The organism is Cyclonatronum proteinivorum (assembly GCF_003353065.1).
Classification (GTDB): Bacteria; Bacteroidota; Rhodothermia; order Balneolales; family Cyclonatronaceae; genus Cyclonatronum; species Cyclonatronum proteinivorum.
In genome coordinates this window covers 3,010,980-3,026,676 of sequence record NZ_CP027806.1, presented here as the reverse complement: position 1 = coordinate 3,026,676, position 15,697 = coordinate 3,010,980, and the positions used below count along the sequence as shown (strand labels likewise).

Here is a 15,697-nt window from a genome sequence, read left to right as displayed (position 1 = left end):
ACAACCAATGTTTGTTATGATTTGTACTATTGACTAAGCATGAAGCGGTAAATTATTGCAGGATTAAGTATTAGCTGTTCCTGTATGATGTTATTATTGAAGAGCTTATAATGCTATTATCAACGTGCACAGATAGCTTAATCTGGATGGGGGGGACAGGTTTTTAGCTGGAAGTAGTCTATGACCAAAAGAATCGGATTATTTACAATAGATACTTACAATAGATACTAATGAACTAAGCATTTAATGAAATGAATCTTATTGAAAATTTTAAATCCAGATTATCAAAGCTTGCACAGCAATTTCATGCGAGTTCTGAGGATGATGAAGGCGACTATCCTTCGGATTCCGAATTAATCATTCTTGAGTATTGTGAGCAGATGGGATATAAAGCAGATCATATTCCTGCCGAATTTACCCTGTATGACCCGGACGATCCGGAAGATATTTACCACGAAAATCTAAGCTGGCATATCAATGAACTATCACTGATGCATGATGATGTGTTTGAGCTGGACTGGTTCTATTCCCATTTGTTTTGGCCGGATATTTTTAAAACGCCTGAAGACTTTCGTTCGATGAATGAAAGTTTTAGGAGTGAGTACGGACTTTAGAATTGGGTGACAATACGCTGTCACTCTGCTCCGGTATTTTATGAGTGAAATAAAAACTCTCACTAAAAAGAAATCTGCCATGAATGAACTGATTAAACGCCTTTCATCGGCGCCTCTGCCAAAACTAAATCCGGATGAGCAAAGAAAGCCGGTATTTTGGCTGCATTATGAAGCCGTAAAAGGCCGGTATCCGCTTGATGATGAAACCGCTGTGTACTTCGTGAACGGCAGCGGGTTTGTTTTGGACCGGGTCTGCCGGACGCCCATCCCCAAGTTCAGCAGCCTGACTGAATTTGAGCCTCAAGCACCGCATCCGAATTTTGATCACACCGAAGTCAGGCCCGGCGAAGCGGTAGTGATTGATGCACATGACTATTTTTATGACAAGGATGCTTACCTGTGTGCCGATGTCACTCTGCGTCATGAAAAAATCGGGACGCTCCGCATCATCGGAGAAACCAGAAAAGGAACCATCAGCGAGGGCGTGCTGCTATGGGACACCGGCGAACCCGGTACGCCAAAAATCAAAGTGCTGCACCTCGACCCAAACGATGATGATACCAAAAAAGAGCAAGCATGGGCGGATCATCTGCGCTACAATCCTTTTTTGGGCAGGGAGGAGGATGAGTGATGGGATTTTATTTTGCTTCATTAACCGTACCTCCCTAATATGATATATCACTAAAAAACCTTTTACCCAAGGGTATGTCTGAAACAAATCGCATAGAATATAAATCCCAACTTACAAAGGACCTCGACCTTGAGAAAGAGGTTGTCGCCTTCCTGAATTATCGGGAAGGGGGTAATGTCTACATCGGTATTGATAATGACGGTAAGGTTTGCGGTCTTTCGGATCCCGATGGCGATGCGCTCAAGATAAAAGACCGTATCAGGAATAATATTTCTCCTTCTGCTATGGGACTTTTTGACGTGGTTGCAGAAAAGCAAGATGGAAAAGATGTCATCAGAATAATTGTGGCGAGCGGTAGTGAAAAACCTTATTTCAAGAAGAAATTCGGTATGACTGAAAAGGGTTGCTATATACGCATGGGTACGGCAGCCGAACCAATGCCGCAATTTATGATTGATAAACTCTTTTCATCGCGAACGCGTAATTCGATTGGAAAGATCAATTCCCATCGTCAGGATTTAGGATTTGAGCAGCTGCGCATTTACTATGATGAAAAGAAAAAGACTCTCAATAAGCAGTTCAGGAAAAACCTTGAATTGCTAACGGAAGACGGCTTCCTAAACTACGCCGGCTATCTGTTGGCTGATGAGAACAATATTTCTGTGAAAGTTGCTAAGTACAGTGGAAATAGTCGTGTTGACTTAATTGAAAACAATGAATACGGCTACTGTTCAATCATCAAGGCAACCAAAAGCGTTCTGAACAAAATGGAAATTGAGAACCGTACAGCCGCTACTATAACGCCAAAAGAAAGAAACGAACAGCGGCTTTGGAATGCAATTGCGCTTAGGGAAGCTATCATAAACGCCATGGTGCATAATGATTACACCCGCGAGATTGCTCCAAAATTCGAAATTTTTGCAGACCGCTTTGAAATTACATCGGCAGGCTCACTACCGGAAGGACTTAGCAAGGATGAGTTTTTTGAAGGTTATTCCGTTCCGCGAAACAAAGAACTAATGCGCGTATTTAAAGACCTTGAGATGGTTGAACAGCTTGGTTCAGGTGTTCCCCGTATTTTGGAGTATTACGGGAAAGCGTGCTTTCACTTTTCAGAGAACTTTTTGAGGATGGAATTTCCTGCTTCGGAGCGTGTCACAGAGTCAAGCACCACGCAAGTTACCCCCCAAGTCACCCCCCATGTTACCCCCCATGTTACCCCCCATGTTACCCCCCAAGTGGAAAAGCTTCTTAATGTCATTGATGATACTCATAATAGTCAGGAATTAATGGAGATGCTTGAACTTGTAAACAGAAAGTATTTTCGAAAATCGTATCTGCAACCCGCAGTAAATGCCGGATTAATTGAATTGACAATTCCTGATAAACCCCGAAGCAGTAAGCAGCAGTACCGCATTACCGAAAAAGGCAAACAATTACGCAGCTCAGCTATGAAGCTTGATAAAAATTAGGGAAATCAAAGCTGTTGAGCTATTTAAGTCGGCCTTACATCATGGGTTACTAAAGTGCTTAAGTATTGCAAGGTAGCGTATTAAAGATCAAACAGCGTTAGTGGGGACAGGCTGATCACGAAATTGTCTGATGAAATAAATAAGGTGCTTTGGCAAATAATTGTTGAGTACCCGCAAAACAAACCCAAGTCAGAAAGTAGTTGGTTAAAATCGTGTGCGACCCAAAAAACAGCTCCCTTTACTCCTTTCGCGGCTCCTTAAGCTTGAGATCGGGTTTGCGGTCGCAGGTGTCGGGGTTGTTGCATTTGCCGTAGAAGTGCAGGGAGTGTCCGCTGATGTCGAAGTCGTGCAGGCGCTGTATCAGGCTTTGGATTTCGAAGATGCGCGGGTCGCAGAATTCCATGATGGCGCCGCATTCGTCGCAGATGATGTGATCGTGCTGCCGGTAGGCGTAGGCCCGCTCATAGTAGGACTGATTTTGCCTGAACTGATGCCGCTGTACGAGTCCGCATTCAACCAGGAGGTCGAGCGTGTTGTACACCGTTGCCCGCGAAACCCGGTAGCCGGTATCCTTCATTTTGAAAAACATGTCGTCGGCGTCGAAGTGTCCGTCGCTTTTGTAAACTTCTTCGAGCACCATAAAGCGCTCGGGGGTTTGCCGGTGTCCGTTGTTTTTAAGGTACTCCCGGAAGATTTCTTTGACTTCGTTGATGGTTTCCTGTAAAGCGGGTGTTGCCATAACTATTATTGAATTGGGTTTGAAAGCGGGTTGAAAGAATTTAAGAAAAGCTTATCCGGATTTGTGCATGTGTTGGGATAAGTTTTCATTTTTCGGGCGCAAATAAAAAAAGCAAGGGATTTGCCGTAGGTTTGGGAGCGGCTGAATGGCTCGAAAAACAGTGATGCCCACGGAGTTTTCCCCAAAAAAACACAGAGCGGACATGCTTCAACAGCGGGCTCAGGAAGGCTTTGCGGGTAAAATGCGATGTGCTGCGGCTCATGTTTCGTAAGGGTCAGTATCTAACATTAGGTTGAAAAAGGGTGACCAATTGCCGGGCGTTCCGGAATGAAAGTGCGCTCTGTTGCCTTTGGTGTGCAATGTCTTTCAAAAGCCGGCTTTTTGAATTTCCGGCTGATATCAGCATTTCAAAATACAACATACCGCGGTAATTACTAATGCCACAAAAGCGCTTTACAGGCTTTAAAACAAGGATTATCGGGCGGATTGCGTATTTTGTAAAATCAGCTTTTTAGCGCATTTTAAGGTATCTTGAAAAGTTACGGAAAATCCGGCGCCGCTGATCCTGCGCTACCCCTTACAGTACTATTTGAACCTAAACCCGACCGAATATGCCTACCATAGTTGACTTCAACACCGTTCCGGAGCTGTTTTATGAGCTTTCCCTGAAAATGAAGGGAAAGAATAAAACAGCTTATGCTTTTAAGCCCGGCTCTAACGAACCTTACCAGGAAATTAAGTGGGATAAATTCACCAAGGATGTGTACGCGCTTGCAGCTTACATGATGGATGCGGGCCTGAAGAAAGGAGACCGCTTCGCAATTCTGAGTGAAAATCGCTATGAGTGGGCGGTTACGGATTTTGCCGGTCAGATTATTGGCGGTGTGAATGTTTCGTTGTATGCGACCCTGCCGGCTGAGCAAGTGGAGTACATTATCAACGATAGCGGTTCGAAGATTTTCTTCGTCTCGACCGGTATTCAGCTTAAGAAGGCCGTGCAGGTAAAGGCCAACATGAAGTCGGTCAAACAGCTTGTTGCCTTCGACCGCCCGCGCAATGAGAAGATGATTGAAGAAGGCGGCGTTTTGATGTATGAGGATGTCATTGAACAAGGCCGGCAGAAATATCCTGAGCTGGCAGACAAAATCGCGGAAACCCTGAAGTCTGTTACCGCAAGCGATTTGAGCACCTTTATTTATACATCCGGCACGACCGGAAATCCGAAAGGTGTGATGCTTTCGAACAACAACATAATCAGCAATGTGAAGGCAGCCCATAAAATTATTACGATAGGGATGGAGGATCGCACGCTTTCCTTCCTGCCGCTGTGCCACGCCTTTGAGCGGGTGGCCGGCTACTACGCCATGCTTGCCGGTGGCGCTGAGATTTTTTATGCCGAAAGCGTTGATACGGTTTCCAAGAACCTGACCGAGGCGCGCCCGACCGTGGTGATTTCTGTGCCGCGTTTGTTTGAGAAGATGTACAACATCGTGCTCAAAAATGTGCAGGCGGGTTCATCTCTGAAGCAGGGGCTGTTTAACTGGGGGATTGGCGTGGGCAAGAAGTCCATCACATCGAACAGTCCGCTGGTGAAGCTGCAAAAGAAAATTGCGGACAAACTTATTTTTGACAAGCTGAAGGATCGTACCGGCGGACGCGTACGCCTGTTTGTATCCGGCGGTGCGGCGCTGCCATCCGAAATCGGGCTGTTTTTCCAGGCCGCGGGTCTGCGGATTACCGAGGGCTACGGCCTCACCGAGACTTCACCGGTGATGAACGTGAACCCGGTCGGGGCCGAGCGCTACGGCACGGTAGGTCACGTAATTCCCGGTGTGACCGTGGGCATTCAGCGTGTGAGCGATGGCAAGGTTATCGCGCAGCTCAGCGGTGACAGTTATCCAAGTTCACTCAGCAGTGATGAAGGCGAGATCCTGTGTAAGGGTCCGAACGTGATGCAGGGCTATTACAACAAAAAGAAGGAAACGGAGGAAGTGATCGATGCCGACGGCTGGTTCCATACTGGCGATATCGGACGTTTCGTGGATGGCTACCTGCAAATCACCGATCGTCTCAAGCACATGATCGTGAATGCGGGTGGTAAAAATATTTATCCGGGTCCTATTGAAGACAGCATCAAAACCATCCTTTATGCAGATCAGGCGGTTGTAGTTGGGGAAGCGCAACAGTATATGGCGGCGCTGATCGTGCCCGATTTTGAGGCGCTGCGCGGCTATCTCAAGGCAAACAACATCGCTGCGCCGGGCAAGGATGAGGAAGTTATGGAGATGGATGAAGTGAAGAAGCTCTTCGACCGCGAGCTGAAGACCATCAACAAGAAACTGGCTTCGCATGAAAAAGTGCGTCAGTTCCGCCTCATTCAGGAGCCATTCACGGTGGAAAACGGCATTCTTACGCCCACCATGAAAGTGAAGCGTAAGGTGCTCGAAAAGCAGTATGCCGACCTGATTGCTTCCATCTACGCTGACGATCAGCCGTAAGCTTCCTGATCTTTTTCACCTCATTTTTATCTCATGCTCTCACCTGAGAAACTTGATTTTCTGGAATCCCTGCTGTGCACGCCGAGCCCGACCGGATATGAGTCGGCGGGGCAGCAGGTCTGGCTCGATTATGTGAAGGGCATTGCCGACCGTACGCTCGTGGACGCGTACGGCTCGGCGGCGGCCTTTCTGGATGTCAACCCTGACGCCATTACTGTGATGCTCGAAGCTCATGCCGACGAAATCGGCATGGTGGTGCAGCACATCGACGACAAGGGCTTTGTGTACATCAGCCGGATTGGCGGCAGCGATCCGGCGATTGCGCGGGCACGGCGGGTTTCGATTCACGCGGCGAAAGGTGTGGTCCGCGGACTCATCGGCAGTACGGCGATTCACCTGCAGGACCGTACTGATACTAAGGCGCCCGGCTGGAAGGATTTGTTCGTGGATATAGGCGCGACTTCCCGCGACGAAGCCCTCGAAATGGTGCAGATTGGCGACCCTATTACCTACGTGGATGAGCCCGAGTTTTTCTCTGACGAGCTGCTCGTTGCCCGTGCTATTGACAACCGTATCGGCGGCTTCATTGTGGCGAATGCGCTCGAACAGCTTGCCACGGTCCGCGATCAGCTTAAGGTGAATGTCGTTGTGGTGAATGCGGTGCAGGAAGAAATTGGCGGATACGGTGCGCGGATGATGAGTTACCGCCTGCAGCCGGACGTCGCGCTGGTGACCGATGTTACCCACGCAATCGACAGTCCCGGTATCAATCCCAAGGAGCACGGCAGCGTAAAACTCGGCGCAGGTCCGGCCGTGACGCACGGCACGGCGAATCAGCGGAAGGTGGTCGAACTGTTGGTGCAGGCGGCTGCAGACGCGGGCATTGCGGTGCAGCACGAAGCCTCGGGTATCCGCACGGGCACAGACACCGACAGCATTTTCCATAACCGAAGCGGGATTCCGTCTGCGCTCGTTTCAACGCCGCTGCGCTACATGCACTCCCCCGCGGAAATGGTGCACCTCGGCGATGTGCAGGGCGTGGCCGACCTCATGGCTGCCTTCGTGCGCAAGCTGGAAGCCCGGCACAGCTTCCGCCTCTTCTGAAACATCTTTCGCAGCACGCAAAAGCCCGCTTCCGGGCTTTTGTTATTTTTACCCGCCGCCTTTCCTGCGGATTCCTCTAAACGGAAAAACTACAGCCTCTTATGAGTAAAACGGTACGGTATCTTATTCTTCTGACCTGTCTGATCTGGCTCATGCCGGTTGCGGCTCTGTCGCAGTCTGAAAATACCCTGCACTCCCTTTTTGCGCCCCTCACCCTGGAAAATATGCCGCCCAACCGCATGGCAAGCGGGGCGCCTTCCGCCGGCTACTGGAGCAACCGCACGGATTATTTTATTGATGTGCGCCTTGATACCGAACGGCACCGGATTTCCGGGGAGGTGCACATCACCTACACCAACAACAGTCCGGATGAGCTCGCTTTCCTGTGGATGTTGCTGGAGCAGAATCTTTTTCGGGAAGATTCCCGCGGGGCATTAACCGCGCCTCCGGGTGGCGGACGATTCACCGGACGCGGCATTGCGCAGGGTTACGAAATCGAAAAAGTGGAAATCATCCACAACGGACAGCACTACGAGCCGGACTTCACCATTCTGGATACCCGCATGCGGGTCGATTTGGCGAAGCCCCTTGCCGGAAACGGCGCACAGCTTGAAGTGCGGGTCACCTACGCCTTCGGCATCCCGGAGTACGGCGCCGACCGCATGGGCCGCATCGAGCTGCGCAATGGCTGGGTGTACACCATCGCGCAGTGGTACCCCAACATGGCGGTCTATGACGAGAAAAACGGCTGGAACACCCGACCCTATCTCGGTGCGGGTGAGTTCTACCGCAATTTTGGCGATATCGAGTTTCATGTCACCGCGCCCTGGAACTACATGTTGGCCGGTTCCGGTACGCTCATTAATCCGGAGGAAGTGCTCACGGCCCGGCAAATATCCCGGCTCGAACAGGCACGGGCCTCAGACGAAACGGTGATGATTCTCGCGCAGAATGAAATCGGAAGACCTGACACGCGTCCGGTTCAGCGGGGAGAGCTGACCTGGAAGTTCCGCATGGAAAACACGCGTGATGTCGCCTGGGCTGCTTCCCGTGGCTTCATCTGGGACGCCGCGGGCATTGAAATGCCGAGTGGTCGCCGGGTGCTGGCGCAGTCCTTCTATCCGGTGGAGAGTGCCGGACCCCAAATGTGGGGCCGCTCGACCGAGTTTGTGCAGGCAAGCGTCCATCACTACTCGCACATGTGGTTCGAATACCCCTGGGATAACATGATCAACGTGGCCGGTGTGGTCGGCGGCATGGAATATCCCGGCCTTGCTTTTTGCGGCTACAACCGCGGCGGTGCTTCCCTATGGGGCGTAACCGACCACGAAATCGGGCACAATTGGTTTCCCATGATTGTGGGCAGCAATGAGCGCAAATGGTTTTGGCTGGATGAAGGGCTCACGACCTTCATCGGGCATTTGAGCACGCAGGCCTTCAACGACGGCGAATTCCCGACCTGGATCCGCTCCATGCAACAGTTCGTGCCGCAGCTCACCAATCCCAACATGGAGCCGATCATGACGCACTCGGACCGCATCCATCCGCAGCATTTGGGCTTTGTTTCGTACTTTAAGCCGGCGATGGGGCTTCTCATGCTTCGTGACTATGTGCTTGGCGAAGAAGTCTTCGATTTCGCCTTCCGCACCTACATTCAGCGCTGGGCCTACAAGCATCCGTCACCGATTGATTTTTTCCGGACGATGAATGACGCCTCCGGTGAAAATCTCGACTGGTTCTGGCGCGGCTGGTTTTACGAAAACCGGCAGATTGACCTTTCCATAGATGAAGTGGAAGATTTCGTGGACAGCCATGAAAATTATGAAGGTGCATTTATCACCATCAGTAGTCCCGGCGATCTGGTCATGCCCGTGGTAATGCGCATTACCTATGCCGACGGCTCGGATGAAATCCTGCGCTTTCCGGTCGAGATCTGGCACCGCTCCAGAGAATGGACTTTTCTGCATCAGTCCAACAAGAGAATTGATCACATCCGTCTCGATCCCTTCAGTCAGCTGCCCGATGTGAACCGCAGCAACAATGAGTGGCTTCGCAGCGTGCAGGAAGGACGGGAGCCATGATTTCTGCCTAACTTTATGGGACGCAAACAGCCCCTATGAAGATGTGAAAATGAAGTGTGAAAGCTTGTTTTGCCCAAGGCGTACATCAAGAATTCATGCCGTAAATCCGTATTTTGAAAATACCTTGCTGAATCATTCATCAGCATGTTTTGTTGCAGATCAGCACAGAGCCAAGGAACTTTTTAAGCAATTATTTAAGGAAACAAACCTGTTATTATGAACGCACTTTTTGACCGCGAAAAATTTGAATTTCGGCACAACAGCGCCACCGAGCCTGATGTTAAACACATGCTTGACGTCATCGGTGTTTCGTCTGTGGATGAGCTGATTCAGCAAACCATTCCTGATTCGATTCGACTGACCAAACCTTTAGATCTGCCCGAGCCGCTGAGTGAGCATGGTTTTCTGGATGAATTCCGGAAGATCATGGCGCAGAATAAGCTTTTCAAAACCTACATCGGCTTAGGCTACTACGACACCGTGACCCCGCCGGTCATTCAGCGCAACATTCTCGAAAATCCGGGCTGGTACACGGCCTACACGCCCTATCAGGCGGAAATCGCGCAGGGACGACTCGAAGCCCTGATCAACTTTCAGACCATGGTGATTGATCTCACCGGTATGGAAATTGCCAATGCATCGCTTCTTGATGAAGCAACTGCCGCTGCAGAAGCTATGAGTACCATGTACGGCATCCGCAAGGGTAAGCGCCGCAAAGCCGAGCGCCTGTTCGTAGCTGATACCTGTTTTCCGCAAACGATCGACCTTCTCAAGACCCGCTCCGAGCCGATAGGCATTGAGCTGCACATCGCGCCCCTCGCTGAATTTGACCCAACCGATGAATCCTACTTCGGCATCATCCTGCAATATCCCGATGGAAATGGTGCGGTGCATGACATCAGCGACACCATTGCAAAAGCGGCGGCCAACGACATTAAAGTAACCGTTGCGGCAGACCTTCTCAGCCTTACCCTTCTCAAGTCACCCGGTGAAATGGGTGCCGATATTGTAGTCGGCAGCACGCAGCGCTTCGGCATTCCGCTGGGCTACGGCGGACCACACGCGGCGTATTTTGCAACCAAAGAAGCCAACAAGCGTCAGGTGCCGGGCCGCATGATTGGCGTATCCATAGATCGTCTCGGCAAGCCTGCCTATCGCATGGCGCTGCAAACCCGCGAACAGCACATCCGACGCGAGAAGGCGACCTCCAATATCTGTACCGCGCAGGTGCTGTTGGCTGTGATGGCCGGTGCGTACGGTGTTTATCACGGACCACAGGGGCTGAAACGCATTGCGAGTCGGATTCACGGGCTTGCCAAACTTGCAGAGAAAGGTCTCAAAGGACTTGGACTGCGTCAGTTGAATGAAGTCTATTTCGACACCCTCAAAATCGAAGTTGAGTCCGCCGATTTCCGCGAGGCCGTTCTGAAGGAAGCCGAATCAAGGGGCGTGAATTTCCGCTACTTCGAAAGTGCGCACATCGGTATCTCCTTCGATCAGAAAAAAGAGCCGGAAGATGTGGCGCAGATCGTCGATATCTTCGCGACCGTACTCGGCAAGTCAGCAGAGTTTGATCTCAACACCGCTGCGGATGACATCACCGTGAGCTTCCCCGAAGCCCTGAACCGTACGAGTGCGTACCTCACGCATGAAGTTTTCAACCGCTACCACAGCGAGCACGAGATGTTGCGCTACCTCAAGCGGCTCGAAAACCGCGACCTCTCGCTGGTGCACTCCATGATTTCACTGGGCTCCTGCACCATGAAACTCAACGCGACTACGGAAATGATTCCCGTGAGCTGGCCGAATGTGAACGCGCTGCACCCGTTTGTGCCGCAGAATCAGGCGCTGGGCTACAAACAAATGCTGAACGAACTCACTGAATGGCTGTCTGAAATCACAGGCTTTCACACAGTTTCGCTGCAGCCGAATTCCGGTGCGCAGGGCGAGTATGCCGGTTTGATGGCCATCCGCGCCTACCATCAGGCCAACGGTGACCATCACCGAAACATCGCTATCATTCCCTCATCTGCACACGGCACCAACCCCGCAAGTGCTGTGATGGCAGGCATGAAGGTCGTCATCACCAAGTGCGACGACAATGGCAACATCAATGTAGAAGACCTACGGGAGAAGGCGCTTAAACACAAGGACGAGCTTGCCGCGCTGATGGTGACCTACCCGTCAACGCACGGTGTGTTTGAGTCGGCCATTCGCGAGATATGCGACATTATACACGAGTGCGGCGGTCAGGTGTACATGGATGGCGCAAATATGAACGCGCAGGTAGGCCTTACGTCACCCGGTCTGATTGGGGCTGATGTGTGTCACCTTAACCTGCACAAAACCTTCTGCATCCCGCACGGCGGCGGCGGTCCCGGCATGGGTCCAATCGGCGTAGCGAAGCATCTCGCGCCCTTTGTAGCCGGTCATTTCACCCTCGACAACCCGCCGACCAATACAACCGCCATTTCGGCAGCGCCTTACGGGAGCGCGAGCATCCTCGTGATTTCCTACGCCTACATCCGCATGATGGGCGCGGTTGGGCTCACGAACGCGACCAAGCTTGCGATCCTGAATGCCAACTACATTCAGGCGCGCCTTGCGGGCCATTACGACGTGCTCTACACCGGCGAAACCGGCCGCGTAGCCCACGAAATGATTATCGAGCTGCGTCCATTCAAGCAGGAGTGCGGCATCGAAGCCGTTGACCTCGCCAAGCGAATGATGGACTTCGGCTATCACGCCCCGACCATGTCGTTCCCTGTTGCCGGTACCATCATGATTGAGCCAACCGAGAGCGAATCCCTCGCCGAGCTCGACCGCTTCTGCGACATGATGATCGCCATCCGCAACGAAATCCGCGACATCTCCGAAGGCCGCGCTGATAAGGACGACAACCCTCTCAAGCTGGCCCCGCACACTTCGCCACTCGTCACCGGCGATGAGTGGCCGCACAAATATTCGCGTCAGCAGGCCGCCTATCCGCTGCCGTGGGTGGGCGAATCCAAGTACTGGCCGACCGTAACCCGCATCGACGACGCCTACGGCGACCGCAACCTCGTATGCAGCTGCCCCGATGTGAGCACCTACGAAAGCCGGGCGACCCTCGAAGAATCCGCCGGCGCGTAGTCCCAACGCTTGCACGAAACAGAACATCCAAAGGCTGCCTCCCACACCGGAGGCAGCCTTTGATTTTTCGGGCATACATGGTCACCCTGAACCGAACGCCTTCGCAACGTCCCGTTTCATTTTTTTGGGGGGAATTCCGTGAGCATCACTGTCTGCAAAGCTGGTTCCACACCTCCCAAATCGGTCTCATAGCTCCTTGCTTTTTTGTGTTGGGCGCCCATACTTCGAAATCGAGCGGATAAACCCGGATAAATTGTCACGTAGGGGCCGACCTACGTGTCGGCCCAATCTGTGTGCCGGCCCGGCAGCAAAAAAACTCTTCCTATGAACGAGCGAAGTGTCACAACCCCGATGCCGGTATTCGGCTACCCAACGCCTCGAAGCCCCGCTCCAAAAAAGCAAGGCGTTCCTGTTTGGCTTGGAATGATTGAACCAGCAAGAAAGACTGTGATGTGCACGGAGTTCCTCCAACAAACACGCGGATTTCCCTCGCAGCGGGTCTCTGTTGAAGGATGAAAAGACGGTGTAAAAACGCGGAATGCCGGTGCTTCAATAAACAATGTGACAGATTTGTTTTGGGACGGCTACCTTTTTGGTCAGCCTCTAAATCAAAATGATGTTGAATACTATCAACATTAATGCTATTTTTGTTGAAAATATTCAACATTATGAAGCCCAAAAAACATAAAATATTCCCGCAGCACATGCGCTATTTCGAGCAGCTTGGTGAAAACATCAAGTTGGCCCGCAAGCGCAGAAAGCTGACCACCAAGCAGGTATCGGAGCGTGCAGGCATTGACCGGACTACGCTGTACTACATCGAAAAAGGCAAACCGTCCGTAGCTATAGGAGCCTACTTTAATGTGCTCCGTGCGCTCAACCTGCACGAGGATATCCTCAAACTCGCCGCCGATGACACGCTGGGCCGCAAACTTCAAGATCTGGACCTGCTGTGATGGGAAGGGGGGATGGTGAAATATTTGTTTATGCGCACTGGAAAGGTATTGATACTCCCCAAAAAATGGGCACGCTTCACGCGCAGCATATCCGGGGGAATCTGGTATGGCGTTTCTTTTATGATGAGAACTGGCTTCAGGCTGCACAGACTTTTGTGTTGGATCCTGATCTTCAATGGTATTCCGGACCTCAGTACCCGCTTGAATCCAATCCGAATTTTGGTCTCTTTTTAGATTCCATGCCTGACACATGGGGACGAACCCTCATGAAAAAAAGGGAAGCAATCCTTAAGCAGAAAAGTGAACGGAAAAACCGGCTGGATGACACCGATTTCCTGCTGGGTGTTTATGACGAAGCCAGAATGGGGGGCTTCAGGTTTAAAACTGACGAAGATGGGCCATTTCTGGGTTTTGACAAAGCCAATGCGATTCCACCCATTACGGATGTTAGGGAGCTTCAGTCAGGGGCGCAGTTGGTTGAATCTGATGATGACTCTGAAGAAGTCAGAAAGTGGCTCCGTATTCTGCTGGCCCCTGGCTCATCTCTTGGAGGGGCAAGGCCAAAATCATCCGTTAAAGATGAAAACGGAGAACTATGGATTGCTAAATTTCCCTCAAGGCAGGATACTTCTGACGTTGGTGCCTGGGAGTATATCGCCTGGATACTCGCAAAAAAAGCGGGAATCAGCGTACCTGAAGCAAGGGTGGAAAAGGTAACAGGTCAGCATCATACTTTTTTCACCAAGCGCTTTGACCGCGAAAGGGGAACAAGAATCCATTTCGCTTCAGCGATGACGCTGACCGGGCATTTTGAAGCTGAGATACGCGACAAGAAACCAAGCTATCTGGAATTAGCGGAGTGCATTCAATATAACTGTGTGAATCCACTGGAAGACCTCAAAGAGCTATGGCGCAGGATCGTATTTAATGTTGCCATATCGAATACTGACGACCATTTACGGAATCATGCTTTCTTACTTGATGAAAATGGCTGGCGCCTCTCACCGGCTTATGATATGAATCCATCCGTTGATAAATCCGGGCTGGCGCTTAATATTGATCTCTTCCGGAATAGCCTTGATTTTGAGCTTGTTCGCAGCATTGGAAGTTATTTCAGCTTGTCTAATAAAGACATGAAGCTGATTATGGAAGAAGTTACTGAAGCCGTTGAGGGTTGGAAAACTGAAGCTGTAAATCTGGGAATTCCCAGAGCGCAGCTTAGCATCATGGAGCCGGCGTTTCAAACACCTCTGTCATAAATTTAAGCAGTGCTTCCCCGTAAGTGTCAAAAGTTGGCAGGTCGTTGTGACCGCCTCCTTCCACCAAATACAATGTATTGACCGTTGAAGCGGAAACGTCATGAAGTTCTTTCGCCATGCGCATGGGGGTAATCTGATCGTCCGTGCCGGTGATAAACAGGGCCGGAGCTGTGCTCGCTGAAACCCTGTCAATGTTGTTTTGCGCGGTTATGACTTCATCGAAGCTTAAACGAATGAACGGTCTCAGTAGCCAGGGTACAAGCCGGCGGGTCCAGTCGCGTACTTCTGAAATCGGACTTTCCATGATATATCCCGCCGGGTTTAGTTCGCTGAGCATGCGACCTGCAACCAAACTGCCCATTGAGTGTCCGTGAAGCAGAATACGATCAGGAGAAGCTCCAAGCTCACTGGTAAGAAACGTGTGCATGGTTCGGGCGTCTGTGAACAGTCCTTCAACGGAAGGACTGCCTGTGCTTAGTCCATACCCGCGGTAATCAAAAAGCAAAAGGTTAACCGGTAGCTGCTCGTAGGCCTGAATCCAGGGCAGCGCTTTAACCAACAGGAAGCCGTTTCCGCCAAAGTATAAGACCGTACCCAGGGCGTCCTCCCGCTTCAGGTGCCAAGCGTTTAAGGTTTCCCCGTCTGCCGTGGGGACAGCGTATTCAGTGAGTGTAAAATGCTCAGACGTATAGCTTTGCGGGGTAACGGTTGGGTGATTATCAAATGCGTCGCGCTCGCTGATTTCGATGGTCGTGCAGGATGTCAGAAGCGCGAGTGATATGATGAAAGCTGAAAAAGCCGGAAACCGGGGAATATGGTACATTATGGTTGGAGGGGTTTGCAAAGTATTAGTTGGGATAGCACCCTTGAACAGCGGGTCTTTACCTTAAGTTCGGCAGCGCTGAACCCGCATTATACATGAGTAAGCTAAGCCATAGAATCAATATCAAAAAGACTAACAATCGATGCATTCAGTGCACAACAAAAGCTGATGACAGGGGTATTAAAGCTGAATATGGTCCGCCAGCTACATCAGCCTGCTGGCTGCTATCAGGATAAAAATGTGCCCGTGAGTTTTAACCCGCATTATTCACCAAGAAATTTTCTTTTCAATCATTAGGGATAGCACCCTGTTACGGTGTTTTTCCAACCCGCACTGCCAAAAAAAATAATTTTCCGCTCAATCAGGGCCATTGAAGCTGAAAATAAGC

General features: G+C 50.9%; 11 protein-coding genes. 9 read left to right on the top strand and 2 right to left on the bottom strand.

Translation table 11 applies throughout. The features are described 5' to 3' along the window. The first annotated feature begins 251 nt into the window (after nt 1-251). The 3 genes from CYPRO_RS11470 (at nt 252) to CYPRO_RS11460 (ending at nt 2,717) form a co-directional block, all read left to right on the top strand. Nucleotides 252-614, top strand: a complete 363-nt coding sequence (locus CYPRO_RS11470; RefSeq protein WP_114984741.1) for a hypothetical protein — start codon at nt 252-254, stop codon at nt 612-614. Between the two features lie 79 nt (nt 615-693). Next, complete coding sequence (locus tag CYPRO_RS11465; RefSeq protein ID WP_114984740.1) at nt 694-1,245, top strand: hypothetical protein; 552 nt, start codon at nt 694-696, stop codon at nt 1,243-1,245. Between the two features lie 74 nt (nt 1,246-1,319). Then, a complete protein-coding gene (locus CYPRO_RS11460; protein WP_114984739.1) occupies nt 1,320-2,717 on the top strand; it encodes a Fic family protein in 1,398 nt (465 codons plus the stop codon). 238 nt (nt 2,718-2,955) lie between these two features. Here the strand turns inward: CYPRO_RS11460 and CYPRO_RS11455 are convergent, their stop codons facing one another. Beyond that, nucleotides 2,956-3,456, bottom strand: a complete 501-nt coding sequence (locus tag CYPRO_RS11455; protein WP_114984738.1) for a Fur family transcriptional regulator — start codon at nt 3,454-3,456, stop codon at nt 2,956-2,958. A gap of 611 nt (nt 3,457-4,067) precedes the next feature. Between CYPRO_RS11455 and CYPRO_RS11450 the strand changes: the two genes are divergently transcribed. From CYPRO_RS11450 to CYPRO_RS11425, 6 genes are all read left to right on the top strand, one after another. Continuing rightward, nucleotides 4,068-5,954: an AMP-dependent synthetase/ligase gene (locus tag CYPRO_RS11450; protein WP_114984737.1), complete on the top strand. Its 1,887-nt coding sequence runs from the start codon at nt 4,068-4,070 to the stop codon at nt 5,952-5,954. Between the two features lie 33 nt (nt 5,955-5,987). Next, nucleotides 5,988-7,058, top strand: coding sequence for a M20/M25/M40 family metallo-hydrolase (locus CYPRO_RS11445; protein WP_114984736.1), 1,071 nt, complete (start codon nt 5,988-5,990; stop codon nt 7,056-7,058). 101 nt (nt 7,059-7,159) lie between these two features. After that, the gene (locus tag CYPRO_RS11440; protein WP_114984735.1) at nt 7,160-9,139 is read left to right on the top strand and encodes a M1 family metallopeptidase; all 1,980 of its coding nucleotides are present in this window, start codon (nt 7,160-7,162) and stop codon (nt 9,137-9,139) included. A 216-nt stretch (nt 9,140-9,355) separates the two neighbouring features. Further along, on the top strand, nt 9,356-12,271 hold the full coding sequence (gcvP, locus tag CYPRO_RS11435; RefSeq protein ID WP_114984734.1) for an aminomethyl-transferring glycine dehydrogenase: 2,916 nt from the start codon (nt 9,356-9,358) through the stop codon (nt 12,269-12,271). A gap of 668 nt (nt 12,272-12,939) precedes the next feature. Next, nucleotides 12,940-13,227, top strand: a complete 288-nt coding sequence (locus CYPRO_RS11430; RefSeq protein WP_114985786.1) for a helix-turn-helix domain-containing protein — start codon at nt 12,940-12,942, stop codon at nt 13,225-13,227. A 155-nt stretch (nt 13,228-13,382) separates the two neighbouring features. Next, entirely contained in the window at nt 13,383-14,486 is a 1,104-nt protein-coding gene (locus tag CYPRO_RS11425; RefSeq protein WP_408625633.1) for a type II toxin-antitoxin system HipA family toxin, read from the top strand. Here the strand turns inward: CYPRO_RS11425 and CYPRO_RS11420 are convergent. Continuing rightward, nucleotides 14,452-15,309 carry an alpha/beta hydrolase gene (locus CYPRO_RS11420; protein ID WP_114984732.1) on the bottom strand — a complete coding sequence of 286 codons (858 nt, stop codon included), beginning with the start codon at nt 15,307-15,309 and terminating at the stop codon, nt 14,452-14,454. The genes CYPRO_RS11425 and CYPRO_RS11420 overlap by 35 nt on opposite strands. Nucleotides 15,310-15,697: the final 388 nt, after the last annotated feature.